23 protein-coding genes are annotated in these 24,868 nt (G+C 67.5%); 9 read left to right on the top strand and 14 right to left on the bottom strand.

Annotated features, from left to right (window positions below; translation table 11 throughout):
* Positions 1–7 precede the first annotated feature (7 nt).
* Positions 8–2,608, top strand: coding sequence for a cation-translocating P-type ATPase (locus tag WG898_RS13895; RefSeq protein ID WP_339603403.1), 2,601 nt, complete (start codon positions 8–10; stop codon positions 2,606–2,608).
* On the opposite strand, the gene WG898_RS13890 is transcribed toward WG898_RS13895, so the two are convergent.
* The 6 genes from WG898_RS13890 to WG898_RS13865 all read right to left on the bottom strand — a co-directional run bounded on the left by WG898_RS13890 (position 2,609) and on the right by WG898_RS13865 (position 9,601).
* Positions 2,609–3,319 carry an ABC transporter ATP-binding protein gene (locus WG898_RS13890; protein ID WP_339603402.1) on the bottom strand — a complete coding sequence of 237 codons (711 nt, stop codon included), beginning with the start codon at positions 3,317–3,319 and terminating at the stop codon, positions 2,609–2,611.
* A 76-nt stretch (positions 3,320–3,395) separates the two neighbouring features.
* Positions 3,396–4,163, bottom strand: a complete 768-nt coding sequence (locus tag WG898_RS13885) for an ABC transporter ATP-binding protein (protein WP_339603401.1) — start codon at positions 4,161–4,163, stop codon at positions 3,396–3,398.
* Complete coding sequence (locus tag WG898_RS13880; protein WP_339603400.1) at positions 4,160–5,464, bottom strand: branched-chain amino acid ABC transporter permease; 1,305 nt, start codon at positions 5,462–5,464, stop codon at positions 4,160–4,162. Before WG898_RS13880 ends, WG898_RS13885 begins: the two co-directional genes overlap by 4 nt.
* 6 nt (positions 5,465–5,470) lie before the next feature.
* Complete coding sequence (locus WG898_RS13875; RefSeq protein ID WP_339603399.1) at positions 5,471–6,487, bottom strand: branched-chain amino acid ABC transporter permease; 1,017 nt, start codon at positions 6,485–6,487, stop codon at positions 5,471–5,473.
* A 91-nt stretch (positions 6,488–6,578) separates the two neighbouring features.
* Positions 6,579–7,823 (bottom strand): branched-chain amino acid ABC transporter substrate-binding protein, encoded by a 1,245-nt coding sequence (locus WG898_RS13870; protein ID WP_339603398.1) that lies wholly within the window; start codon positions 7,821–7,823, stop codon positions 6,579–6,581.
* A gap of 116 nt (positions 7,824–7,939) precedes the next feature.
* Positions 7,940–9,601 carry a 3-(methylthio)propionyl-CoA ligase gene (locus WG898_RS13865; RefSeq protein WP_339603397.1) on the bottom strand — a complete coding sequence of 554 codons (1,662 nt, stop codon included), beginning with the start codon at positions 9,599–9,601 and terminating at the stop codon, positions 7,940–7,942.
* 175 nt (positions 9,602–9,776) lie between these two features.
* On the opposite strand from WG898_RS13865, the gene WG898_RS13860 reads away from it, so the two are divergent.
* The 6 genes from WG898_RS13860 to WG898_RS13835 all read left to right on the top strand — a co-directional run bounded on the left by WG898_RS13860 (position 9,777) and on the right by WG898_RS13835 (position 14,143).
* On the top strand, positions 9,777–11,252 hold the full coding sequence (locus WG898_RS13860) for a protein adenylyltransferase SelO (RefSeq protein ID WP_339603396.1): 1,476 nt from the start codon (positions 9,777–9,779) through the stop codon (positions 11,250–11,252).
* Positions 11,249–11,653, top strand: a complete 405-nt coding sequence (msrB, locus tag WG898_RS13855; RefSeq protein ID WP_339603395.1) for a peptide-methionine (R)-S-oxide reductase MsrB — start codon at positions 11,249–11,251, stop codon at positions 11,651–11,653. The genes WG898_RS13860 and msrB overlap by 4 nt, the downstream gene beginning before the upstream one ends.
* Positions 11,654–11,663: 10 nt before the next feature.
* On the top strand, positions 11,664–12,311 hold the full coding sequence (locus WG898_RS13850; RefSeq protein ID WP_339603394.1) for a septation protein A: 648 nt from the start codon (positions 11,664–11,666) through the stop codon (positions 12,309–12,311).
* On the top strand, positions 12,308–12,580 hold the full coding sequence (locus WG898_RS13845) for a BolA family protein (RefSeq protein ID WP_339603393.1): 273 nt from the start codon (positions 12,308–12,310) through the stop codon (positions 12,578–12,580). The genes WG898_RS13850 and WG898_RS13845 overlap by 4 nt, the downstream gene beginning before the upstream one ends.
* Positions 12,581–12,691: 111 nt before the next feature.
* Positions 12,692–13,492 carry a peptidylprolyl isomerase gene (locus tag WG898_RS13840; protein ID WP_339603392.1) on the top strand — a complete coding sequence of 267 codons (801 nt, stop codon included), beginning with the start codon at positions 12,692–12,694 and terminating at the stop codon, positions 13,490–13,492.
* An 87-nt stretch (positions 13,493–13,579) separates the two neighbouring features.
* The gene (locus tag WG898_RS13835; RefSeq protein ID WP_339603391.1) at positions 13,580–14,143 is read left to right on the top strand and encodes a DUF2062 domain-containing protein; all 564 of its coding nucleotides are present in this window, start codon (positions 13,580–13,582) and stop codon (positions 14,141–14,143) included.
* Here the strand turns inward: WG898_RS13835 and WG898_RS13830 are convergent.
* The gene (locus tag WG898_RS13830) at positions 14,140–14,835 is read right to left on the bottom strand and encodes an ABC transporter ATP-binding protein (protein ID WP_339603390.1); all 696 of its coding nucleotides are present in this window, start codon (positions 14,833–14,835) and stop codon (positions 14,140–14,142) included. The two genes, WG898_RS13835 and WG898_RS13830, sit on opposite strands and share 4 nt — an antisense overlap.
* Before the next feature lie 13 nt (positions 14,836–14,848).
* Here WG898_RS13830 and WG898_RS13825 point away from each other — a divergent pair, with 13 nt between their 5' ends.
* Positions 14,849–15,487, top strand: coding sequence for an arylesterase (locus WG898_RS13825; RefSeq protein WP_339603389.1), 639 nt, complete (start codon positions 14,849–14,851; stop codon positions 15,485–15,487).
* Positions 15,488–15,493: 6 nt separating this feature from the next.
* Here WG898_RS13825 and WG898_RS13820 read toward each other — a convergent pair whose 3' ends face one another.
* Entirely contained in the window at positions 15,494–17,350 is a 1,857-nt protein-coding gene (locus WG898_RS13820; RefSeq protein WP_339603388.1) for a DUF6600 domain-containing protein, read from the bottom strand.
* 71 nt (positions 17,351–17,421) lie between these two features.
* Positions 17,422–17,958, bottom strand: a complete 537-nt coding sequence (def, locus tag WG898_RS13815; RefSeq protein ID WP_339603387.1) for a peptide deformylase — start codon at positions 17,956–17,958, stop codon at positions 17,422–17,424.
* 39 nt (positions 17,959–17,997) lie between these two features.
* Between def and WG898_RS13810 the strand changes: the two genes are divergently transcribed.
* On the top strand, positions 17,998–18,942 hold the full coding sequence (locus WG898_RS13810) for an MBL fold metallo-hydrolase (RefSeq protein WP_339603386.1): 945 nt from the start codon (positions 17,998–18,000) through the stop codon (positions 18,940–18,942).
* 6 nt (positions 18,943–18,948) lie between these two features.
* On the opposite strand, the gene ntrC is transcribed toward WG898_RS13810, so the two are convergent.
* The 5 genes from ntrC to WG898_RS13785 form a co-directional block, all read right to left on the bottom strand.
* The gene (gene ntrC, locus WG898_RS13805; RefSeq protein ID WP_339603385.1) at positions 18,949–20,439 is read right to left on the bottom strand and encodes a nitrogen regulation protein NR(I); all 1,491 of its coding nucleotides are present in this window, start codon (positions 20,437–20,439) and stop codon (positions 18,949–18,951) included.
* 28 nt (positions 20,440–20,467) lie between these two features.
* Entirely contained in the window at positions 20,468–21,571 is a 1,104-nt protein-coding gene (gene glnL, locus WG898_RS13800; RefSeq protein ID WP_339603384.1) for a nitrogen regulation protein NR(II), read from the bottom strand.
* Between the two features lie 33 nt (positions 21,572–21,604).
* Positions 21,605–22,126, bottom strand: coding sequence for a hypothetical protein (locus WG898_RS13795; protein WP_339603383.1), 522 nt, complete (start codon positions 22,124–22,126; stop codon positions 21,605–21,607).
* A gap of 141 nt (positions 22,127–22,267) precedes the next feature.
* Entirely contained in the window at positions 22,268–23,683 is a 1,416-nt protein-coding gene (gene glnA, locus WG898_RS13790; protein WP_339603382.1) for a type I glutamate--ammonia ligase, read from the bottom strand.
* A gap of 283 nt (positions 23,684–23,966) precedes the next feature.
* Positions 23,967–24,833 carry an EI24 domain-containing protein gene (locus WG898_RS13785; protein ID WP_339603381.1) on the bottom strand — a complete coding sequence of 289 codons (867 nt, stop codon included), beginning with the start codon at positions 24,831–24,833 and terminating at the stop codon, positions 23,967–23,969.
* Between the last annotated feature and the right edge of the window lie 35 nt (positions 24,834–24,868).

The raw sequence follows: 24,868 nt of genomic DNA, 5'->3' as shown, positions 1-24,868 counted from the left end.
TGATGCCATGGATTCGACGCCGCCGCACCCCGCCCCGCACAGCATCGACAGCCAGGCCCTGGCCCAGCATCTGGGCGTGCGCCTGGACGAAGGCCTGGCCGCCGACGAGGTGCTGGCGCGCCAGCAGGCCCATGGCCCGAATCGCCTGCCCGAGGCGCCGCCACGCCCGGCCTGGGCGCGCGCGCTGGACCAGTTCCGCGACTTCATGATCCTGGTGCTGCTGGCGGCGGCCCTGCTCTCGGGCCTGATCGGCGATCTGGCCGACACCCTGGTGATCCTGCTGATCGTGCTGCTCAACGCCGCCATCGGCTTCTGGCAGGAATGGCGCGCCGACCAGGCGCTCAGCGCCCTGCAGCGCATGGCGGCACCGCAGGCCACCGTGATGCGCGCCGGTGGCCAGCGCCATGTGGTGGCGACCGAGCATCTGGTGCCCGGCGATGTGGTGCTGCTGGAGGCCGGTTGTCTGGTGCCCGCCGACCTGCGCCTGCACGAGGTGGCGCAGATGCGGGTGGACGAATCGGCACTGACGGGCGAATCGGTCACGGTGGAAAAGACACACCGGCACCTGCCGCTGGAAGTGAGCGCCCTGGGCGACCGCATCAATATGGCCTACCAGGGCACGGTCGTGACGCATGGGCGCGGCGCCGGCATGGTGGTGGCCACCGGCGCGCGCACCGAGCTGGGCCAGGTGGCCGGTTTGCTGGGCAAGGCCAATCGCGAAGGTCAGCGCGCCACGCCCCTGCAGCAGCGCCTGGCCGCCTTCGGCAAGCGGCTCTCGCTGGTGGTGCTGGCGATCTGCGCGCTGGTGTTCGCGATCGGCGTGCTGCGCGGCGAGCCCCTGCTGCTGATGGCGCTGACCGCCATCAGCCTGGCGGTGGCGGCCATCCCCGAGGCCTTGCCGGCGGTGGTGACGGTGCTGCTGGCGCTGGGTGCGCGCCGCCTTGTCACGGTGAACGCGCTGGTGCGGCGCCTGCCCAGCGTCGAGACCTTGGGCTCGGTGTCGGTGATCTGCTCCGACAAGACCGGCACCCTCACCCTCAACCGCATGCAGCTGCGCGAGCAACGCAGCTGGCATGCCGACGCCAACGCCAACGCGTTTTGGCAGGCCCTGGTGCTGTGCAACGACGCGATGCCGGGCCCCGCAGGCTGGCTGGGCGACCCCACCGAGACCGCCCTGCTGCAGGCCGCCGCCGACGCCGGCCTGGACGTGGCCGCGCTCAAGCAGGCCAGCCCGCGCCGCCACGAGTGGCCCTTTGACGCCGAGCGCAAGCGCATGAGCACCCTGCACCAGGCCGGCACGGGCTGGATCGCCTATGCGAAGGGTGCGCCCGAGTCGCTGCTGCCGCGCTGCGCCGCCGGACCCGAGTTGGCCGAGGCCCTGGCCACCGCCCAGGCCTGGGCGAGCCAGGGCCTGCGCGTGCTGGCGGTGGCGCGCAAGCAGGGCAAGTCCGAGGTGGTGGCGGTGGCGGCCGATGCCTTCGAGCAAGACCTGACCCTGCTGGGCCTGGTGGGTCTGATCGACCCGCCTCGTCCCGAGGCGCGCGCCGCCGTGGCCGAATGCCGCACGGCCGGCATCAGGCCGGTGATGATCACTGGCGACCATCCGGCCACGGCGCTGGCGATCGCGCGCGATCTGGGCCTGGACACCGCAGGCGGCGCGCTCAGCGGCGCCGAACTGGCCGGCCTGGACGAGGCCGCCCTGTCCGCCACGGTGCGGCGCGTCTCGGTCTATGCGCGCATGGACCCGGCGCAGAAGATACGCATAGTGCAGGCCCTGCAGGCCCAGAGCCAGTATGTGGCCATGACCGGCGACGGCGTGAACGACGCGCCGGCGCTGCGCGCCGCCGACATCGGCGTGGCGATGGGGCGCGGCGGCACCGACGTGGCGCGCGAGGCCTCCGCCCTGGTGCTGCTGGACGACAACTTCGCCACCATCGTCGGCGCGGTGCGCGAGGGCCGGCGCATCTTCGACAACATCCGCAAGTTCATACGCTATGCGCTGACCGGCAATTCGGGCGAGATCTGGCTGCTGTTCCTGGCGCCGCTGCTGGGCCTGCCGATCCCGCTCCTGCCCATCCACATCCTCTGGGTCAATCTGGTCACCGACGGCCTGCCGGGACTGGCCCTGGCCGCCGAGCCGGCCGAGCGCGGCGTGATGCGGCGCCCGCCACGCCCGCCACAGGAGAGCGTGTTCGCCCATGGCCTGTGGCAGCACGCGCTCTGGGTGGGCCTCTTGATCGGTGGCCTCTGCCTGGGCGTGCAGGCATGGTCGCTGGGCCTGCATGGCGAGGCTGGCAACACGCACGGCCAGACCATGGTGTTCACGCTGCTGACGCTGGCGCAGATGGCGCATCTGCTGGCGATACGCTCGGAGCGCGAATCGCTCTTTGCCCAGGGCCTGCTGAGCAATCTGCCGCTGCTGGGCGCGGTGCTGCTGACGCTGGCGCTGCAGCTGGCCACCATTTACAGCCCATGGCTGCAGCCCATCTTCCGCACCGAGGCGCTCAGCGCCGGCGAACTTTTTACCTGCTTCGGCCTGGCCGGCCTGGTGTTCGTGGCGGTGGAAATGGAGAAGCTGTGGCTGTGGCGGCGCCGCCGCCGCCGCTGACTACACTTCCAACCACTCCTTGCGGATATAGGCATTGGCGCGCAGTTCGGCCGGCGTACCCTCGAACACGATGCGGCCATGGCCCATCACATAGCAGCGCTCTGAGATTTCCAGCGCGATCGCCAGCTTCTGCTCGACCAGCAGCACGGCGATGCCGCGGCGTTTGAGCTCCTTCAGGTACTCGGCCACCAGCTCGACGATCTTGGGCGCCAGGCCCTCGGTGGGCTCGTCGATCATGATCAGATCCGGGTCGCCCATCAAGGTGCGGCACAGGGTCAGCATCTGCTGCTCGCCGCCCGAGAGCACGCCGGCCTCGGTGTGCTGGCGTTCCTTCAGGCGCGGGAACATTCGGTACATATCGTCGAAGCCCCAGCGCGGGTCCTTCTTCGTACCCGACTTCTGGCCCAGCAAGAGGTTCTGATGCACCGTGAGCTTGGGGAAGATGTCGCGGTTCTCGGGCACATAGCCCAGCCCCAGATGCGCGATTTCGTAGGCCTTCTTGCCCAGCAACTCCTGCTCGCCGAACTTCACCGAGCCGTTGCCATCCACCTGGCCCATGATGGTCTTGACGGTGGTGGAGCGGCCCGAACCGTTGCGGCCCAGGAGGCTGACGATCTCGCCCGGCCGCAGCACCATGCTGACACCATGCAGCACATGGCTCTTGCCGTAGAAGGCGTGGACGTTGCTGAGTTGTAGCGTCTTGCCTGTCATGCCATGCCTCCCGCCGGGCCGCCCCAAGGGCGGCATGCGCCCCCTCGGGGGGCAGCGAACATCGTGAGCGTGGGGGTCATACGGCTACCTCGGCCAGCACCGAGCCCAGATAGGCCTCCTGCACGCGCGCATTGGCGCGCACCGCGTCGGGCGTGTCGAAGGCGATCACCTCGCCATAGACCAGCACCGCGATCTTGTCGGCCAGACCGAACACCACGCCCATATCGTGCTCCACGGTCAGCAGTGTCTTGCCCTCGGTGACCTCGCGTATCAGCTGGATAAAGCGCTTGGTCTCGCTCTTGCTCATGCCCGCGGTGGGCTCGTCCAGCAGGATCACGCTGGAGCCGCCGGCGATGGTGATGCCGATCTCGAGCGCGCGCGCCTCGGCATAGGTGAGGTTCATCGCCAGCACGTCGCGGCGGCGATCGAGCTTGATCATCTCCAGCACCTCGTCCGCGCGGTCGTTGGCATCGTCGAGCCCGGCCAGGAACTTCCAGAACGCGTACTTGTAGCCCATGCTCCACAGCACCGCGCAGCGGATGTTCTCGAACACCGAGAGGCGCGTGAACAGATTGGAGACCTGGAAGCTGCGCGACAGGCCGCGGCGGTTGATCTCGTAGGGCTTGAGCCGGTGGATGCGCTCGCCGTGCAGCAGGATCTCGCCGCTGCTGGGTGCAAAGCGCCCGCTGATGAGGTTGAAGAGCGTGGACTTGCCGGCGCCGTTGGGGCCTATCACCGCCACGCGCTCGCCGGGCCTCACCGCCAGCTCGGCGCCGCGGATGATCTCGGTCTTGCCGAAGCTCTTGCGCAGCGCGCGCAGCTCAAGGGCGTATTCGCTGCTCATAGCGTTTCCCTGCGTTTGATTTCCTTCTCGATCTCCTCCTGTAGGAGATCCCAGTCGTGCTTGAACTGCCGGCGCGACAGCTCGAACAGCACCAAGCCCACCAGCAGCACCATCGCGGCACCGAACCAGGCGTCGATGCGCGAACTGTCGAGCGTGGCGCCCATGAAGCGCAGCTGGGGACCCAGCGCCTCGTTGAGCTGCTTGTGATAGAGCATCTCCACCATCGCGCCGCCCCCCACCAACATGGTCAGCGCGGTGCCTGCCAGCGCCAGATACGAGGTCCAGAGCTTGCGCAGCTTGCCGAAGGCGGCCACGCGCAGATTCATCATGATCAGGCTGGCCACGCCGCCCGGCGCGTACATCACCATGAACAGAAAGATCAGGCCCAGATAGAGCAGCCAGGCCTTGGTGAGCTCGGACAGCAGCACCAGGGCCACCACCATCAGCACCGCGCCGATGATGGGCCCGAAGAAGAAGGTGGCGCCGCCCAGGAAGGTGAACAGCAGATAGGCGCCCGAGCGCGCCGCGCCCACCACCTCGGCGGTGACGATCTCGGTGTTGATGGCACTCAAGCCCCCCGAGATGCCGGCGAAAAAGCCCGAGATCGCGAACACCATGAAGCGCACCCATTGCGTGTCGTAGCCAATGAAGGCGACGCGTTCGGGGTTGTCGCGCACCGCATTGAGCATGCGGCCCAGCGGCGTGCGGGTCAGCGCGAACATCGCCGCGGTGCTGATGAAGCAGTAGATCGCCACCAGGTAATAGACCTGGATCTGCGGACCGAAGCTGATGCCCAATAGCGGCTTGCCGATCACCCGGTTGCTGGAAACCCCGCCCTCGCCGCCGAAGAACTCGGGCAGCATCAGCGACATCGACCACACCAGCTCGCCCAGGCCCAGGGTGATCATCGCGAACGGCGTGCCGGCCTTCTTGGTCGAGACATAGCCGAACAGCAGCGCAAAGAAGAGCCCGGCCAGACCGCCCACCAGCGGCACCAGGCTGACCGGGATTTGCCATGCGCCGCTGACCGCCAGATTGAGCGTGTGGATGGCCAGGAAGGCGCCCAGGCCGCTATAGACCGCGTGGCCGAAGCTGAGCATGCCGCCCTGCCCCAGCAGCATGTTGTAGGCCAGGCAGGCGATCACCGCGATGCCCATCTGGGTGAGCATGGTCTGGGCCAGGCCGCTGGTCCACAGCAGCGGTGCCAGCGCCAGCAGCAGCGCGTACAGGCCCCACACCAGCCAGCGGCCGACGTTGTAGGGTTTGAAGTGGTAATGGGAGGAAGTGGCGCGGACTTGCATGGTCGATCAATCCTCCCGGGTACCCAGCAGGCCCTTGGGCCGGAAGATCAGGATCAGCACCATCAGCAGATAGGGCAAGGTGGGCGCCACCTCGGGCAGGCGCAGGCGCAGGATGGGATAGAACAGCGTCTCTGGTCCGACCTTGAAGCCCCAGCCGTTGAGCAGGGAGGCGAGCGAGGCATCCACCGTCAGCGGCAGGGTCTGCAGCAGGCCGATCAGGATCGACCCGACGAAGGCCCCTGCCAGCGAGCCAATGCCGCCCACCACCACCACCACAAAGATGATGGGCCCCACCACCAGCGCCATCGAGGGCTCGGTGACGAAGGTAAAGCCGCCTATCACCCCCGCCAGGGCCGCCAGCGCGCAGCCGCTGCCGAACACCAGCATCAGCACGCGCGGCACGTTGTGGCCCAGCGCCTCGGCCATCTCGGGATGGGTCAGCGCCGCCTGTATCACCAGGCCGATGCGGGTGCGCGTGAGCAGCAACCAAAGCGCCACGAGCATCAGCACCGCCACCCCCATCATGAAGACGCGCGTGAGCGGGAACGTCGAGCAGGTCGCCCCGGCGCACAGCTCGGCCGGCGCCGCGCCCAGCACGATGGACAGGCCGCTGCCCGCCCGCTGCACAAAGGTGAAGGCCGAGCCCTGCAGGGCCGCAGGTGGCGTGAAGGGCACCGCCGTGCGACCCCAGATCAGCTGCACCAGTTCGAGCACCACATAGCTGAGGCCGAAGGTGATCAGCAGCTCGGGCACATGGCCGAACTTGTGCACGCGCCGCAGCGCCATGCGCTCGAAGCCGGCGCCCAGCAGCCCCACCAGCAGCGGTGCCAGCAGCAGGGCCGGCCAAAAGCCCAGCAGCCCGACCAGGCTGTAGGCCGCATAGGCCCCCAGCATGTAGAAACTGGCATGGGCGAAATTGAGCACGCCCATCATGCTGAAGATCAGCGTGAGGCCGGAGCTGAGCATGAACAGCAGCAGCCCGGAGGACAGGCCGTTCAGCAGATTGATGAGGATTTGGTCCACGGGGTCTCGCGTCGGCGGGGCGTGTCGAAGACGGGGCCATCGTCGCGATGGCCCCGCATGGCCTGGATCGGGGCCTCAGCCCCTCAGCCGGTCAAGGCCTCTTCATCTGGCAGGACGTCGGCGTGCTCGAGACATAGGACTCGTAGGTCTTCACCGGCGCCAGCGTGTAGCCCGTGTCCTCGGGGCTGTAGGGATACTTCTTGCTGGCCTTCTCCCACACCGTCATATAGAGCGGCTGCTGCAACTGGTGGTCGGCCTTGCGCATTTCCACCTCGCCGTTGAAGCTCTTCACCTTCAGCCCCTCCAATGCCGCCGCCACCTTGACCGGGTCGGTTGACTTGGCGTTCGCCATCGCCTGGCTCAGCAGGGTGTAGAGGTGGATGATGCTGTTGGTATAGAGGTCGTCCTTGAAGCGTGCCTTGTACTCATTGCCCCAGGCGTCCATCTGGCCGCCCATGTTGTAGTGGCCATAGCCGATCTGGTAGACCCGGCCGGCACCATTCGCGCCGATCGCCGTCGGCGTGCCGGTGGTGCTGGTGTAGTAGGTAAAGAACTTGCCTGCATAACCGGCCTCGTTGGCGGCCTTGATCAGCAGCGCCAGGTCCGAGCCCCAGTTGCCGGTGATCACGGTGTCGGCGCCGCTGGCCTTGATCTTGGCCACGTAGGGCGCGAAATCACGCACCTGGGCGATCGGGTGCAGGTCCTCGCCAACGATTTGGATGTCGGGCCGCTTGCGCGCCAGCAACTCCTTGGCGTATTTGGCGACCTGGTGTCCATGTGCATAGTTCTGGTTCAGCAGGAACACCTTCTTGACGTCGGCCTGGTCCTTCATGAAGGTGGTGATGGCCTCCATCTTCATCGAGGTATCGGCGTCGAGCCGGAAATGCCAGTAGCTGCACTTGCTGTTGGTGAGGTCAGGGTCGACGGCAGAGTGGTTGATGTAGACCACCTCCTTGCCGGGGTTGCGCTCGTTGTGCTTGTTGACGGCATCCAGCAGCGCCGCCGCCACACCCGAGCTGTCGCCCTGGGTCACATAGCGTATGCCCTGATCGAGCGCCGATTTGAAGGCGGTCAGGGTCTCGGCGGGGCTGAGCTTGTTGTCAAAGGTCACCAGCTCGAACTTGACGCCGGCCGGGTTGCTCTTGTTGAACTTCTCCAGCATGAACTGGAAGGTCTTGACCTGGTTCTGGCCGACCGGGCCGAGCAGGCCGGAGAGCGGATCGATGAAGGCGATCTTGACCGTCTCGCCCTTCTGGGCATGGGCCAGGCCGGCGCAACTGAGCAGCGCTGCGGCGGCAAGGCTTGCCAGGGTGGCGTTCCGTTGGGTGCTGTGCATCGTTGTCTCCTTCGGTTGGTTAAGGCGTGCAAAACAAAACTCATGGGCATCGTTCACCCGGCCCGCGCGCTCTGACGGCCGCGGTGCCAGGTCTTGCCTGGCGTGCTGCCTGTTGCTCAGGCCGTAGGCAGCTGGTAGCCCTTGAACTGCTCGCGCAGCTTGAGCTTCTGCAGCTTACCGGTGGCGGTGTGCGGCAGCTCGGTGACGAAGGCCACGTCGTCGGGGATCTGCCACTTGGCGATGCGGCCCTCGTAGAAGGCCAGCAGCTCCTCGCGCGTGAGCTCGGCGCCGGGCTTCTTCACCACCACCAGCAGCGGGCGCTCGTCCCATTTGGGGTGGCGGCAGGCGATCACCGCGGCCTCGTGCACGGCCGGGTGGGCCATGGCGATGTTTTCCAGCTCGATCGAGCTGATCCACTCGCCGCCGGACTTGATCACGTCCTTGCTGCGGTCGGTGATCTGCATGAAGCCATCGGCGTCGATGGTGGCCACATCGCCGGTGGGGAACCACTCGCCCATCGCACTGCCGTCGGCGGCATGCACGGGCACGAGCGGCGAGCCGTCCTGCTGGAAATAGCTGTTGATGACCCAGGGGCCGCGCACCACCAGGTTGCCGGCGCTGGCGCCGTCCCAGGGCAAGGCCTGACCCTCGTCGTCGATCACGGCCATGTCGATGCCGTAGATCACCTTGCCCTGTTTTTCCAGGATGCGGCGCTGCGCTTCGGGCGGCAGGACGAGCTGCTTGGCGGTGAGCTTGGAGAGCGTGCCCAGCGGCGAGAGCTCGGTCATGCCCCAGGCGTGAATCACCTCCACGCCATAGTCGTCCATCAGGGTCTTGAGCATGGCCGGCGGGCAGGCCGAACCGCCGATCACGGTGCGCTTGAAGCTGCTGAAGCTGAGCTTGTTGCCGGCCACATAGCTCAAGAGGCCCAGCCAGACGGTGGGCACGCCGGCGCTGAAGCTGACCTTCTCGGTCTCGAACAGCTCGTAGAGCGACTTGCCGTCCAGGTGCGGCCCCGGAAACACCAGCTTGCAGCCGACGATGGCGCTGCTGTAGGGCAGGCCCCAGGCGTTGACGTGGAACATCGGCACCACCGGCAGGATCACGTCCTTGGCCGAGCAGTCCATCGCGTCCGGCAGCGCCGAGGCGTAAGCATGCAGCACGCTGGAGCGGTGGCTGTAGACGGCGCCCTTGGGGTTGCCGGTGGTGCCCGAGGTGTAGCAGATGCTGGAGGCGGTGTTCTCGTCGAAGCTGGGCCAGGCATAGCGGCCGTCCTCGGCCTCCAGCAGCTCCTCGTAGCAGAGCAGATTGGGCAGCGTGCTGGCGGCCGGCATGTGGGCGCGGTCCGTCATCAGCACATAGTGCTTGATCTGCGGCAGGTGCTCGGCCAGCTTCTCGACCAGGGGCAGGAAGTTGAGGTCGAAACACAGGGCGCGGTCCTGCGCGTCGTTGGCGATCCAGGCGATCTGCTCGGGGAACAGGCGCGGATTGATGGTGTGGCAGACCAGCTGCGAGCCCGAGCTGCCGTAGTAGATCTCCAGATGGCGGTGGCCGTTCCAGGCCAGGGTGCCAACGCGCTCGCCGGCCTGCAGGCCCAGCCGCGCCAAGGCCTGGGCCAGCTTGCGCGAGCGCAACTCGGCCTCGCGCCAGTTGTAGCGGTGCAGGTCGCCCTCGACCCGCTTGCTGACGATCTCGGTATCGCCCGAATGCCGCGCCGCATGCTGGATCAGTGAAGAAATCAGCAAGGGCATGGACATCATCTGTCCCATCAAGGCCATCTACGGTCTCCTGTCTGTGCGTCCTGGTCCAAACCAGTTTAGGGCGCGTCCCCTAGCTGGATAGTCACCCTCGTTACACAGGCTGCGCAAGAGGACCTAGCGTAAACACTGCCCCGGCGCGGGGGCTTGCGCGGCCGGCCCGGCCCCTTGGACGCCGCCTGCCTACACTGCCGGCATGCATGCCCATTGGCCCAACCGCTTTGCCCGCCTGGGCCCCGAGTTCTTCACCGAGCTGCCCGCCCAGGGTCTGCCCGAGCCGCATTGGGTGGCACAGAGCCCGGCCTGTGCCGAGCTGCTGGGCCTGGGCGCCGACTGGGCATCGGACGAGGCCCTGCAGGTCTTCAGCGGCAACGCGCTATGGCCAGGCATGCAGCCCCTGGCCAGCGTCTACAGCGGCCACCAGTTCGGCCAATGGGCCGGCCAGCTGGGCGATGGACGCGCGCTCTGGCTGGGCGAGCTGGCCACGCCGGGGGGCGGAATGGAGCTGCAGCTCAAGGGCGCGGGACTGACGCCCTATTCCCGCATGGGCGATGGCCGCGCGGTGCTGCGCTCCTCGATCCGCGAATTCCTCTGCTCCGAGGCGATGGCCGCGCTGGGCATCCCCACCACGCGCGCGCTGTGCATCACCGGCTCGGCGCTGCCGGTGCGGCGCGAAAGCATCGAGACCGCGGCGGTGGTGACGCGCGTCGCGCCGAGCTTTCTGCGCTTCGGCCATTTCGAGCATTTCGCCCACCATGGCCAGCATGCCGCGCTGCGCCGACTGGCCGAGCATTTCATCGCAGAGCATGCGCCCGAATGCCTGGACGCGCCCCAGCCGCTGGCGGCGCTGCTGGCGCGCGTGGCCGGACAGACCGCCGAGCTGCTGGCGCAATGGCAGGCGGTGGGTTTCTGCCATGGGGTGATGAATACCGACAATATGTCGCTGCTGGGTCTGACGATCGACTACGGCCCCTTCGGCTTTCTGGACGGCTTCGACCCGGGCCATGTCTGCAACCATTCCGACCACCAGGGCCGCTATGCCTATGCGCGCCAGCCCAATATGGCGTTCTGGAACCTGCATGCGCTGGCCCAGGCGCTGCTGCCGCTGATGCCGGGTGATCCCGCGGCTGCACGCGAGGCCGAACGCGAGGCCGCCGGCGAGCAATTGCTGGAGGCGCTGGAACCCTACCGCGAGCGTTTCCCGCGCGCCCTGCTCGGGGCCATGCGCACCAAGCTGGGCCTGGCCACCGCGCAGGAGGGTGACCGCGAGCTGGTGGACGACTGGCTGCGCCTGCTGGCCGCCAGCCGGGTGGACTACACCATCGCGCACCGCCGCCTGAGCCGCTACGGTACCCAGCCCGAGCCGCTGCGCGACCTGTTCCTGGACCGGCCCGCCTTCGACGCCTGGGCGCTGCGCTACCAGGCCAGGCTGGCCCAGGAGGGCAGCCTGGCGGCCGAGCGCGAAGCCCGCATGCTGGCCAGCAATCCCGCCGTGGTGCTGCGCAACCATCTGGCCGAAGCGGCGATACGCAAGGCCCAGGCGGGCGATTTCAGCGAAGTGCAGCGCCTGCTGAAAGTTCTGAGCCGGCCCTTCGACGAACCCGAGCAGGCCAGCGATGCCGGCTTCCCGCCCGACTGGGCGCAACATCTGGAAGTGTCTTGTTCATCATGAGTGACTACCCCATCAAGAAGAGCGATGCCGAGTGGCGCGAGCAGCTCGACCCGATGCAGTACCAGGTGACCCGCCATGCCGCCACCGAGCGCGCCTTCACCGGCAAGTACTGGGACCATTGGGACAGCCAGGGCCGCTACAACTGTGTGGGCTGTGGCACGCCGCTGTTCGAGCCCGCGACCAAGTTCGACGCCGGCTGTGGCTGGCCCAGCTACTGGGCACCCATCAACGCCGAGCTGGTGGAGCGCGTGGTGGACGAAAGCCATGGCATGGTGCGGGTGGAGGTGCGCTGCCAGCGCTGCGGCTCGCACCTGGGCCATGTCTTCCCCGACGGACCCGCGCCCACCGGCGAGCGCTTCTGCATCAACTCGGCCGCGCTAGACTTCGCGCCCAAAGACTGATGGCGCCTTGATGAAAATTCTGCTCGATTTCCTGCCCCTGCTGCTGTTCTTCGGCAGCTTCAAGTACGCCGAATCCCACAAGGACTGGGCCGCCCTGTTCGCCAGCGAGCATTTCGGCTTCATGGTCTCGGGCGGCAAGGTCGGGCCCGAGGAGGCGCCGGTGTTGCTGGCCACCCTGGTGGTGATGGCCGCCACCCTGGTGCAGGCGTTGCTGCTGAAGCTGCGCGGCAAGAAGATCGACCTCATGCTGTGGATCAGCCTGGGTCTGGTGGTGACCCTGGGCGGCGCCACCGTCTGGTTCCACAACGAGACCTTCATCAAGTGGAAGCCCACCGGCCTGTACTGGGGCATGGCCCTGGTGTTCCTGCTGAGCGACAAGCTGATGGGCAAGAACCTGCTCAAGTCCATGCTGGGCGAGGAGATCCAGATGCCGGCGGCGATCTGGTCGCGCCTGAACCTGGCCTGGGTGGGCTTCTTCGCCGCCATGGGCGTGCTCAATCTCTACGTGGCCTACAACTTCTCGACCTCCAGCTGGGCCAATTTCAAGGTCTTCGGCAGCACCGGCCTGATGCTGGTGTTCACGCTGGCACAGGGCCTCTATATGGGCCGCCACATCATCGATGACGGCAGCAAGAACAAGGAAGAACAGCAGCCATGACCGCACGCGCATCGCTACATGACATCGAAGCGAGGTTGCGCGAGCGCCTCGCCCCCAGCAGCCTGGAGGTGCAGGACGACAGCGCCAGCCATGCCGGCCATGCCGGCGCCCGCGAGGGCGGCCATTACACGGTGCGCATCGTCGCGGCCGGCTTTACCGGGCTTAACCGGGTGGCTCGCCATCGCCTCGTATATGATTCCCTGGCTGAACTGATGCAGCAGGGCATCCATGCGCTGGCGATCGACGCCCGCAGCCCGGATGATCGCTGAACTGATTTCGCCTTGAACCCGCGCCGGCCACGGCGCTTTGTTTTGTGTATTGAACCCGGTCGATGCGCTCAATGCCACCGCCGGTGGAGTCTGTTGAAAGGCCCAATGTCCATGAAGAAGATTGTGCTCGCCGCCTCGATCGCGGCCCTGTCTGCAGCGTTCGCACCCATCACGGCCAGCGCCCAGAACATCGCGACGGTGAACGGCAAGGCCGTGCCCAAGGCACGCGCCGACCTGCTGATTGGCCAGATCACCAAGAACGGCCAGCCCCGCACGCCCGAGATGGAAGCGCAAGTGAGGGACGAGATCGTCCTGCGCGAGATCTTCATGCAGGAAGCCGAAAAGCGCGGCATCCCCGCCAGCGCCGACTTCAAGGCGCAGATGGAGCTGGCGCGCCAGAGCATCCTGATCCGCGAGTTGTTCGCCGAATACAGCAAGAAGAACCCGGTCACCGACGCCGATGCCAAGGCCGAGTACGACAAGTTCAAGGCGCAGAGCGCCGGCACCGAATACCGCGCCCGCCACATCCTGGTGGAAAAGGAAGAGGACGCCAAGGCCCTGATCGCCCAGATCAAGGGTGGCGCCAAGTTTGAGGAACTGGCGAGCAAGAACTCCAAGGATCCCGGCTCGGCCGCCAACGGTGGCGACCTCGACTTCGCCAACCCCAACTCCTATGTGCCCGAATTCAGCAAGGCCCTGACCGGCCTGCAAAAGGGTGAGATGACGCAGGAACCGGTGAAGAGCCAGTTCGGCTACCACATCATCAAGCTGGAAGACACTCGTGAAGCCACCTTCCCCGGCTTCGACGACGTGAAGGCCCAGATCCTGCAGCGTCTGAACCAGCAAAAGCTGGGCGACTTCCAGAAGGAACTCAAGGCCAAGGCCAAGACGGACTACAAATTTTCCAATTGATCGGCCGGGGCTGAGTCCCCTCGTCGCACAAACCCGCGTAGCGCCAGGCCCAAGTCTGGCCGCGCGGGTTTTTTCATAGTTAGCTGCATGCCCGCCACCCGCCTCGCCCGTCGCCTGCTGCCCACGCCCGAGACCCTGGAGAACATCAAGGGGCTGCGCTGGTTGGGTCACTATCTGCGGCCGCGGCCCTGGCTGTGGGTGGCACATCGCCGCCGCGTCGCCTGGGGCGTGGGCCTGGGTCTGGCGGTGGGTGTGATCCCGCTGCCCACCCAGATGCTGCTGGCCGCGCTGGTGGCGATCTTGCTGCGCGCCAATGTGGCGGCCGCGGTGGCCGCGACCTGGCTCACCAACCCCTTCACCCTGGTGCCGATCTGGAGCCTGGCGATCTGGCTGGGCGGGCTGTTGGTACACGAGGCCAGCCCGGTGCATGCGCCGCCCATGCTGAGCCTGGACTGGCAGCATCCGGCCGGCTGGATCGGCGATCTGGGCCTGTGGCTGGCCAGCCTGGGCAAGCCCCTGCTGGTGGGCCTGCCGCTGGCCGGCCTGCTGCTGGGCGCGCTGGCCTACCTGGCCGTCTACCTGGGCTGGTGGGCGGTGATCATGGCCGAGCGCGGCCGGCGCCTGCGCCAGCGCACGCGCCGCGCAGGCTAGGCGGGCATGTCGGCCAAGCGGGACTCGACCAGCCGCCCCGCCTCGATGCGCAGCTGACGATCGCAGCGCTCGGCAATGGCCTGGTCGTGGGTCACCAGCACCAGGGTGGTACCGGCCTCGCGGTTGAGTTCGAACATCAGGGCCATCACCTGGGCGCCGGTGGCGAAATCCAGGCTGCCGGTGGGTTCGTCGGCCAGCAGCAGCGCCGGCCGCACCACGAAGGCACGCGCCAATGCCACGCGCTGCTGCTCGCCGCCCGAGAGCACACGCGGGTAATGCCCAAGGCGCTGGCCCAGGCCCACGCGCTGCAGCATCTGCGTGGCCAGGGCCTTGGCATCGCGCTCGCCGCGCAACTCCAGCGGCAGCATCACGTTCTCCAGCGCGGTCAGGTTGGCCAGCAGCTGGAAGCTCTGGAACACAAAGCCCAGCTCCGCGCCGCGCAGGGCCGCGCGTGCGTCTTCGTCGAGCGCAAACATGTCCTGGCCGCGCAGCCGCACCGTGCCGCTGCTGGGCTTGTCCAGGCCGGCCAGAATGGACAGCAGGGTGCTCTTGCCCGAGCCCGAGGCGCCGACGATGGCGACCGATTCGCGCGCCAGCAGATGAAAGCTGATGTCGTGCAGAATCGTCAGCTCGCCGGTGGCGTCCCGCACGGACTTGCTGACGCGATCAACTTCGATGATGAATTCAGACATAGGGCGCTCTGGAATGCGGCGTAGAGACTGGATAGCGCAATGTAGCCTGCTTGGCCTGGCATGCCTGGCGTCACCCCCGGCGGCCGCGGCGGGCAAGCCACGCCGCATCGTCGTGCTGGGCGACAGCCTGTCGGCCGAGTACGGCCTGGCGCGCGGCAGCGGCTGGGTGGCGTTGCTGGAGGCCAGGCTGAAAGAGCACAAGCTTGCCATCGAGGTCGTGAACGCCAGCATCAGCGGCGACACCAGTTCGGGCGGCCGCTCACGCCTGCCCGGCCTGCTGAAGGCGCAAGCGCCCAGCCACCTGATCATCGAACTGGGCGGCAATGACGCGCTGCGTGGCCTGCCGTTGGCAATGACGCGCGACAACCTGCGCGCCATGGCGCAGGCCGGCAAAGCCGCCGGTGCCAAGGTGCTGCTGGTGGGCATGCAGATGCCGCCCAACTATGGGGCGGCCTATGGCAAGGAGTTTGTGCAGCTGTTCGAACAGCTAGCCCGGGACGAGAAGACCGCCCTCACCCCGTTCCTGCTCGCCGGCGTGGCGGATCGGCCGGACGCCGACAACTGGTTCCAGCCCGACCGCATCCATCCGCTCGCCAAGGCGCATCCCTTGATGCTGGACAACGTCTGGCGCGCGCTCAGACCCCTGCTCTGAGTTTGCTCAATCGTTGTTGCGCTGCGGACGCCCGTCCTGGCGGCGCGGCGGCTCGTCGGCGGCCTTGCGCTGTGGACGCTCTTCGGCGCGCGCCGCTGGCGGAGCCGAAGGCGGCATCGGCTGGGCACTGCGCATCGGCAGACCACGCTCCGACTGACGCTCCTGCGGACGTTCCTGCGCTCGCTCGATGGCGCGCTCGGGCATACGTTCGGGCATACGCGCCGGTTCGCGCATCACGGGCTCGCGCACCTGCTCGCGCTGTTGCTCCCGTTGCTGCTCACGCTCTATGGCCGAGCGCGGCGCACCAAGCTCGCGCTGGGGCAGGACTTGCGGCACTGGCTGAGGCATCAGCGGTACCGGGCTGGAGCGTTCGATGCCGCGCTCGGGCTCGCGTCGCGGCAGTTCGCGCGGCACAGGCTCACGTTGCTGCTCGCGCTGCTGCTCACGCTCGATGACGGAGCGCGGTGCCTCGCCGGCATTGCGATCAGGGCGGCTCTCGCGCGTGGGGCGCGGCGCATCGAACACCGGGCCGCGGCGCTCGGGCAGATTGGCCACCGGCAGTGGCGGCAGCTCCTGACGCCCGGGCGCCTGCGGCACCGGGCGCAGCGGCACCTGCGCATCGCGCCAGGGCGCCGGGCGCAGCGCGCCGCCGGGCTGCGGCGCCAGCGTACTCACGGCGCCCACCACATCGCGGTTGCGATAGACCGGCTTGTTCACCGAGCCATTGGGGTTCAGCACCGTCACCGGGTCGGCCTCGGGATTGAGGCGCTGCACATAGGCAGGGCTATGGTGGTAGCTGGGGCGGTAGACCTCGCGCGGTGCCAGGGGGAACCAGCCATAGTGCGGATAGTCGTGGCGCGAGCCTATGCTGATACCGACGCTGACCGCGCCGCCGCCTACCCAGGCCACCAGGGCCGGCGCGTACACGGGGCGCGCCACATAACGGCCCGGCACCCAACACCAGCGCGCGCGGTAATGCACCCAGCGGCCGTAGTGGAAGGGCGCAAAGCCCCAGGGGGCGTCGTCCACCCAGGTCCAGCCCCAGTGGCGCGACCAGACCCAGCGGCCGTCGCGGTAGGGCGCCCAGTCGGGTGCCACCTGCACCGGGATCCAGACCGGGCCATGGTCGGGCGCATTCTCCCAACGGCCATAACGGTCGAGATCCTCGGCGCCGGTCATTTCGGGCGAAACATAGCGGTAGCTAATGGCTTCGCCGTCCGAGCGGCTGCGCGCCAGTGCCCAATCGGTGAAGGCATCGACCTCCAGACGCTGACGCTCGGCACGCGGCCCATTGGCCCACCAGAATTCGGCCTGCTCATTGGCGTCCAGCCAGACTGGCCGGGCGTCGCCACCATCACGCGACTCGAAGCGCATGCGGCCTTGCCAGCTCAGCGCGCGACTGCCGCGATCGAGCGCGTCGACGCGATAAAAGCCCTCGCGCTCGAAGCTGAAGCGCCCCTCGCGGGTACGCAGCCGGGTCTCGGCTGCGCTCTCGGCATTGCGCAGACGCAGCGCCAGGCTGCCCTGGTCGACACGCAGCTCGATGCGCTCGTCGTCGAGCTGGCTGAACTCGATATCGCTGCGCTCGTCCACCCACAGGCTGCTGGAGCCGATGCGCAAGGCCATGCGCGCGCCCGGGTCGGTGCGCAGGCGGTCGCCCTCGCTGATGGTGTGGTTGCGCCCAAGCTGCAGCCATTCCTTGCTCTCGACATCGAACAACCAGGCCTCGCCGTTCAGCTCGGACACGCGGGCGACGCGGCCGGGCGGGTCGGCCCAGGCGCAGCCCAGGCTCAGGCTCAGCAACAGGGCCAGGACCAGCTGCCACCAGCGCTTGGCCGGCGATGTTTGTATTGCGCTTTCCATGAGCGATCTCCTCTACCCCGGCTTAACGCCCGGATCCTGCGCCAGGACGACGCGCTTTACAAAAAAAGAACTCAGTCGTCGGCGTTCGGATCTTGCTGCGGAAACAGCAGCTCGGTGTAGCCGAAGCGGCTGAAGTCCGTCATGCGCATCGGATAGAGCTTGCCGATCAGGTGGTCACACTCATGCTGCACCACGCGGGCGTGGAAGCCATCCGCGTCGCGGTCGATCGGCTTGCCCTGCGCGTCGAAGCCCTGGTAGCGCAGGCGCGCATGGCGCGACACCAGGCCGCGCAGGCCTGGCACCGAGAGGCAGCCCTCCCAGCCCTCGACCATCTCGTCCGAGAGCGGCGTGATGAGCGGATTGATCAGCACCGTCATCGGCACCGGCGGGGCCTCGGGGTAGCGCTCGTTGTGCTGGAAGCCGAACACCACCACCTGCAGGTCCACGCCGATCTGCGGCGCGGCCAGTCCGGCGCCCTTGGCGGCCTGCATGGTCTCGAACATATCGTCCAGCAGAGCACGCAGCTCGGGCGCATCGAACTGCTGCACCGGCTGGGCCACGCGTAGCAGGCGCGGGTCGCCCATCCTCAGAATCTCACGAACGGCCATGGCTGCTTCCTTGCGATATCGTGGCGGATTCTAAGGAGCATGCTGATGCAGGACCTGGGCCACGGCATTTACGCCATCGACACCGCTTTTCAGCGCGCGCATTTCGACGCCGCCTATCTGATCGTCGAGCAGGGCCGCGCCGCCTTCATCGACAGCGGCACCAACCATGGCGTGCCCCATCTGCTGGCGGCGCTGGAGCGCCTAAGCCTGCCGCGCAGCGCGGTGGACTATGTGATCCCCACCCATGTGCACCTGGACCATGCCGGCGGCGTGGGGCTGTTGATGCAGGCCCTGCCGCAGGCGGTCTGCCTGGTGCATCCGCGCGGCCTGCGCCATCTGCTGGACCCCAGCGCCCTGTGGGCCGGCGCGCTGGCCGTCTACGGCGAGGCCGAAATGCAACGCTCCTATGGCGAGCTGGTGGCGGTGCCGGCAAGCCGTGCCCGCGCCAGCAGCGACGGCATGGAGATTGCCCTGGCGGGCCGGCCGCTGCTGCTGCTCGACACCCCCGGCCATGCGCGCCACCACCATTGCATCTGGGATGCGAAAAGCCGCGGCTGGTTCACCGGCGATACCTTCGGCCTCTCCTACCGCGAGTTCGATACCGCGCAAGGACCCTGGATGCTGCCCACCAGCACGCCGGTGCAGTTCGAGCCCGAGGCCCTCGAAGCCTCGGTGCTGCGGCTGCTGAGCTACCGGCCCGAGTGCATGTACTTGACGCATTTCGGCCGTGTCGATCAGGTGCCCAGGCTGGCCGAGGCCCTGCTGGCTGCGGTGCGGGCCATGGCCGACACCGCACTCGCGCTGCGCCAGGCGCCCGAGCGCCATGCGGCCCTCAAGGCCGCGCTGCTGCGGCAGTACCTGCACAGCCTGCGGCGCCATGGCTGCGAGCTGAGCGAGGCGCGCTGCACCGAGCTGCTGGCCATGGACGTGGAACTGAACGCCCAGGGCCTGGGCGTGTGGCTGGACAAGCTGCCGCCGGCCTGAGCGCGCTCAGGCGTCCAGGTCCAGCTCCTGGATCTTGCGCGTGATGGTGTTGCGGCCTATGCCCAGCTTCTGTGCCGCCTCGATGCGGCGGCCGCGCGTGATGTCCAGCGCGGTGAGGATCAGGCTGGCCTCGAAGCGGCGCGTGAGCAGGTCCCACACATCCGGCTCGCCGGCCATCAGCAGGCGGCGCGCCTCCTGCGCCATCTCCGCCACCCAGGCATCGGTGCCGCCAGGCTGCGGGCCGGCGGGCGGCAGCGGCAGGGCCGTGGCGGGCATATTGGGCATGTGGGGCATGAGCGGCACGGGCTCAGCGGCATGCGCGACGGCGGCGGTCGGCGCGGGCGTGGTGGCCAGCAATTCCTGCGGCAGGTCCTTTGCCTCGACCACCTGGCTGGGCGCCATCACGCTGAGCCAATGGCAGATGTTCTCCAGCTGACGCACATTGCCGGGAAAATCGAAGGCCACCAGGCGCGCCAGCGCCGGCTCGGTGAGGCGCTTGGCCTCCACGCCCAGCTCGGTGGCGCTGCGCTGCAGGAAGTAGCGCGCCAGCACCGGGATGTCCTCGCGCCGCTCGCGCAGCGGCGGCAGGCGCAGGCGGATCACATTCAGGCGGTGGAACAGGTCCTCGCGGAAGCGTCCGTCGCGCACCAGCGCCTCAAGGTTCTGGTGCGTGGCCGCCACCACGCGCACATTGCTGCGCTGCGGGCTGTGGCCGCCCACGCGGTAGAACTGGCCGTCCGAGAGCACGCGCAACAAACGCGTTTGCAGATCGAGCGGCATGTCGCCGATCTCGTCCAGGAACAGCGTGCCGCCCTCGGCCTGCTCGAAGCGGCCGCGCCGCGTCGCCTGGGCGCCGGTGAAGGCGCCGCGCTCATGGCCAAAGAGCTCGGACTCGAGCAGGTCCTTGGGGATGGCCGCGGTATTGATGGCTACAAACGGCCCCTCCGCGCGCGGGCTGTGCTTGTGCAGCGCCCGCGCCACGAGCTCCTTGCCGCTGCCGGACTCGCCGGTGATCAGCACCGTGACATTGCTCTGGCTCAGGCGGCCGATGGCACGGAACACGTCCTGCATCGCCGGGGCCTGGCCCAGCATCTCGGGCAGCGGCGCGGCGGCCTCCTCGGCCACCGCCTCGCGCACGCTCTCCTCCTGGGCGCGGCGGATCAGCTCCACCGCGCGCGCCAGGTCGAAGGGCTTGGGCAGGTATTCGAAGGCACCGCCCTGGAAGGCCGAGACGGCGCTGTCCAGATCGGAGTAGGCCGTCATGATGATGACCGGCAGGCCGGGCAGCTTCTCCTTCACCTTGCTGAGCAGGTCCAGGCCCGAACCGCCAGGCATGCGGATGTCCGACACCAGCACCTGCGGGCTGTCCTCCTCGAGCGCGGCCAGCAGATCGCGCGCATTGCTGAAGCTGCGCGTCGGCAGCCCCTCGCGGCCGAGTGCCTTCTCCAGCACAAAGCGGATCGAGTGGTCGTCGTCAACAATCCAGATGGATTTCATGCAGTGGCTCCGCCTCGCGCCCCTTTTCTCAGGGCAAGGGCAAGGTAATTCGAAAATCGGTCCGACCTGGTTCGCTGTCGCAATCGATCATGCCTTGATGCTGTTGCACGATGGTTTGCGACAGGGTGAGCCCGAGACCCGACCCTCCGTCCCGGCCCGAGACCAGGGGGAAGAAGATCCGGTCGCGGATCTCGGCCGGCACACCAGGGCCGTTGTCTTCGACATGCAATTCCAGTGCCAAGCGCCAGCGCTGCTTGCCAATCGTGACCTGGCGCGCCACGCGCGTGCGCAGCGTGATCTGCGCATCGCCGGCCGCGATGCGCGCCTGCAGCGCCTGGGCGGCGTTCTGCGCGATGTTGAGCAGCGCCTGTATCAGCTGCGCGCGGTCGCCGCGGAAATCGGGCAGCGAGATGTCGTAGTCGCGCAGCAGCTTCAGCCCCTTGGGGTACTCGGCCAGTATCAGCGAACGCACGCGCTCGCAGATTTCATGGATGTTCACATCGCCCACCACCTGGGCAAAGCGGTGCGGCGCCAGCAGCCGGTCGACCAGGGACTGCAAGCGGTCGGCCTCGTGGATGATGACCGAGGTGTACTCCTGCAGCTCGGGCCCCACGTCGGTGGGCTCCAGCTCCATCGCCAGCAACTGGGCCGCACCGCGTATGCCGCCCAGCGGATTCTTGATCTCGTGCGCCAGATTGCGTATGAGCTCCTTGGTGGCTTGCACCTGGTCGAGCTTGCGCTCGTCGCGGTCCTGGCGCGTCTGCTGCGCGTTCTCGATCAGCTCGACCAGCAACTGCTGCGGATCCTCGGTCTGGCTGACGATCACCTGCACGGGTAGCAGGTCCTCGTGCACGCGCGGGCCGCGGCGCAGCAGCGCATCGAAACGGCTGCTCGAATAGGCATTGCGCGCCACGCCGTCCATCGCCTCGCGCAGCCGCGCGGAGTCGGCGAACCAGTCGAACAACTGGCTGCGCTGCACCGCGCGGCGCGAGAGCCGCATCGCGGTCTCGAAGGCGGCGTTGGCGAACACGCACTCGCCGTTCGGTCGCACCACGGCGACCATGGTGGCCAGTGAGTCGAAGGCCGCATAGGCGGCAAAGCCGGCGGCATGGGCTGAGCTGTCGTCGTTCATCGCGTCGGGTCGCCTGTCCCAACACGGACAGACTCAAGGGAGTTTGCTGAGCTCTCGCTTGAGAGCCTGAATATCGGCTTCCTGGCGCGCGATGCCGGCCTTGAGCTCGGCCACGCGGTCCAGGTAGCGCTGGTAATTGCGCTCCTCGGCGCGGCGCTCCGGGTTGCCGCCCGCGTACTCGCGCTGCAAATTGGCCAGGCGTTCCTCGCTGTCGCGCAGCTCGGTCTCCAGCACGCGCCGGCGCTCGTTATCGCGCCCGCGCTGCTGGCCGGGATCGACGCGCGCATCAGGCCCACCGCGCGAGGCAGCACCCTCGGTGGGCTGCGACGACGGCGCCGGCTTGGTGCGTGCCGGCGCCTGCAGCACCGTGATGGGCGTGCCCTCGATGGTGCGGCAGCCCTTTTCCTGGGCTTCCTTGGCCGAGAGTGCGTCGGTGTAGAGCACCGGCGGCCCGGGGCAGCGGTAGACCACGCCCTGGGCCTGCGCAGCGCCGGCCGCCAACAGGGCGCTGAGCAGCAGGAACTGGGCTTGCTTCTTGGGTCGCTGGATGTGCATCGGCCGAATCGTCGAGAGGGAGGAACCTGGCCCGCATTGTGGCGCAAGAAAGCAAAAGGGACGGCTCGCGCCGTCCCTCCCCTGCCCTGGCAGCCCGCGGCGCGCCGTGTTGCTCTTCAACACGCACGCCGCGCGCTCCCATCACAGCGAGTAGTACATGTCGTACTCGACAGGGTGGGTGGCCATGCGGAAGCGCGTCACTTCCTGCATCTTCAGCTCGATATAGGCATCGAGGAAGCTGTCGGTGAACACGCCGCCCTTGGTCAGGAAGGCACGGTCCTTGTCCAGATACTCGAGCGCCTGGTCCAGGCTGTGGCAGACGGTCGGGATCTTCGCGTCTTCTTCCGGCGGCAGATGGTAGAGATCCTTGGTGGCGGCTTCGCCCGGATGGATCTTGTTTTCCACGCCGTCCAGACCGGCCATCATCAGTGCGGCAAAGCACAGATAGGGGTTGGCCGAAGGATCGGGGAAGCGCGCCTCGATGCGGCGACCCTTGGGGTTGGCCACATAGGGGATGCGGATCGAGGCCGAGCGGTTCTTGGCCGAGTAGGCCAGCTTCACCGGGGCTTCGAAGCCGGGCACCAGACGCTTGTACGAGTTGGTACCGGGGTTGGTGATGGCGTTCAGCGCGCGTGCATGCTTGATGATGCCGCCGATGTAGTAGAGCGCGAAGTCGGACAGGCCCGCATAGCCGTCACCGGCGAACAGGTTCTTGCCGTCCTTCCAGATCGACTGGTGCACATGCATGCCGGAGCCGTTGTCGCCCACGATGGGCTTGGGCATGAAGGTCGCGGTCTTGCCATAGGCATGGGCGACGTTCTGGATCACGTACTTCTGCAGCTGCAGCCAGTCGGCACGCTTGGTCAGGGTGCTGAACTTGGTGCCGATTTCCATCTGGCCGGCGTTCGCCACTTCGTGGTGATGCACCTCGACCGGGATGCCCAGCTGTTCCAGGATCAGGCACATTTCCGAGCGCATGTCCTGGCCGGCGTCGACCGGGGGCACGGGGAAATAACCGCCCTTGACGGTGGGACGGTAGCCGCTGTTGCCGTGCTCGTATTCCTTGCCGGTGTTCCAGGCGGCTTCTTCGCTTTCGATCTTGAAGAAGCAGCCGGACATGTCGTTGCCCCAGCGGATCGAGTCGAAGATGAAGAACTCGGGCTCGGGACCGAAGTAGGCGGTGTCGCCCAGGCCGGAGGCCTTCAGATAGGCTTCGGCGCGCTTGGCCAGCGAACGCGGATCGCGCTCATAGGCCTTGCCGTCGGCCGGGTCGACCACGTCGCAGGACAGGATCAGGGTCGGCTCTTCGAAGAAGGGGTCGATATTGGCGGTGTCCGGGTCCGGCATCAGCAGCATGTCGGAGGCTTCGATACCCTTCCAGCCAGCGATCGACGAGCCGTCAAAGGCATGACCGGAGGAGAACTTGTCCTCGTCGAAATGCGACACGGGCACGGAAACGTGCTGCTCTTTGCCACGGGTATCGGTGAAGCGGAAGTCGACGAACTTGACTTCGTTTTCCTTCACCATCTTCATCACGTCGGCGACGGTCTTGGCCATCAATCACTCCTAGCGAAAGGGGGTAGAAACTGGGGGTAGATCGGATCTGGGAATTCGGCAGGGTCCGGGTCTTGCGCAAGGCATGACACCCGACTCAGGCACCGTAGCTGTATGCAGTTTGCGTGCCAGCACGGTGCATGCCCGCCGGCCGGGCGATTATGCGCCGATGGGGCCCGCGCCAGCATGACGAAGCCCCCATCAAGACCATCGATGCACCAATTGCGGACCAACAATGGCACCATTGTGGTGCCCATTCATGCACCATCCTGGTGCGATCGCGGCTTCAGGGCAGCAGAGGCGGCAGCACCTCCACGGGATCCAGCACCTCCACCGCTGGCGCCGCCGCGGCCTGGCGCAGCTCGTGCAGAGCGGCCAGGGCGTAATGCGCGAACCACAGCGAGGTGAAGGCGAACACCAGGGTGTAGAGCCACACCGAGATCAGCACCAGAAAGGGCGCGAGCGCAATCGTCAGCACGCCAAAGGCCCAGATCGCGGCGGGCGCGGCGCCCAGATAGCCGGTCACCAGGCCGAGCGCCAGCAAAGGCGCCTTGTGCTCGCTGAGGATCCGGCGTCGCTCGGGCGCCGAGGCATGGTCGGCCAGCACATCGAAGGCAAACACGCGGTAGCCCAGCCAGCCCCAGATCAAGGGCGGGATGAAGAGCACCAGCGGCGGGATGAACCAGAACGGCATGCTGACGCCTATGGCCAGCAGGGCCAGCAGGGTATGGCCCAGCGACCAGGCCGCGCTCAGCCAGACCGAGCCGCCGCGCTTGAGTTCCAGGCCCGGGAAGCGGCGCGTGGCCACCAGCTGGACCATCGCCGGCGTCATCAGCAGCGCCACCATCAGGAGGCTCAGCACCACCACCACCGGGATGCCCAGGGCCAGCACCACCAGCGGCGCCATCACGCTGCGAAAACCGCTGGCGCCCACATAGTCCAGCCAGCCCAGCAGGCTGTCGATCAGCTTCCACGATTCCAGCGTGGCGCGCACGCCGGTCACCGCGGGCTCCCAGAAGAAGTACATGAAGGCGCCGGCCAGCAGGGCCGAGATCAGCAGCGGCAGCAGCGAGAGCGCGATCACGCGCGGATGCAGGCAATAGGCGGCGGCGCGCCAGAAGGCGTCGGCGATGCGGCCGGTGGCATGGATCATCGGTCTTCCCCTCCTCCGGGAAGAGCGCAGCATAT

This window comes from Paucibacter soli (assembly GCF_037482845.1).
GTDB lineage: Bacteria > Pseudomonadota > Gammaproteobacteria > Burkholderiales > Burkholderiaceae_C > Paucibacter_B > Paucibacter_B soli.
This window is presented reverse-complemented; position numbering and strand designations above follow the sequence as displayed.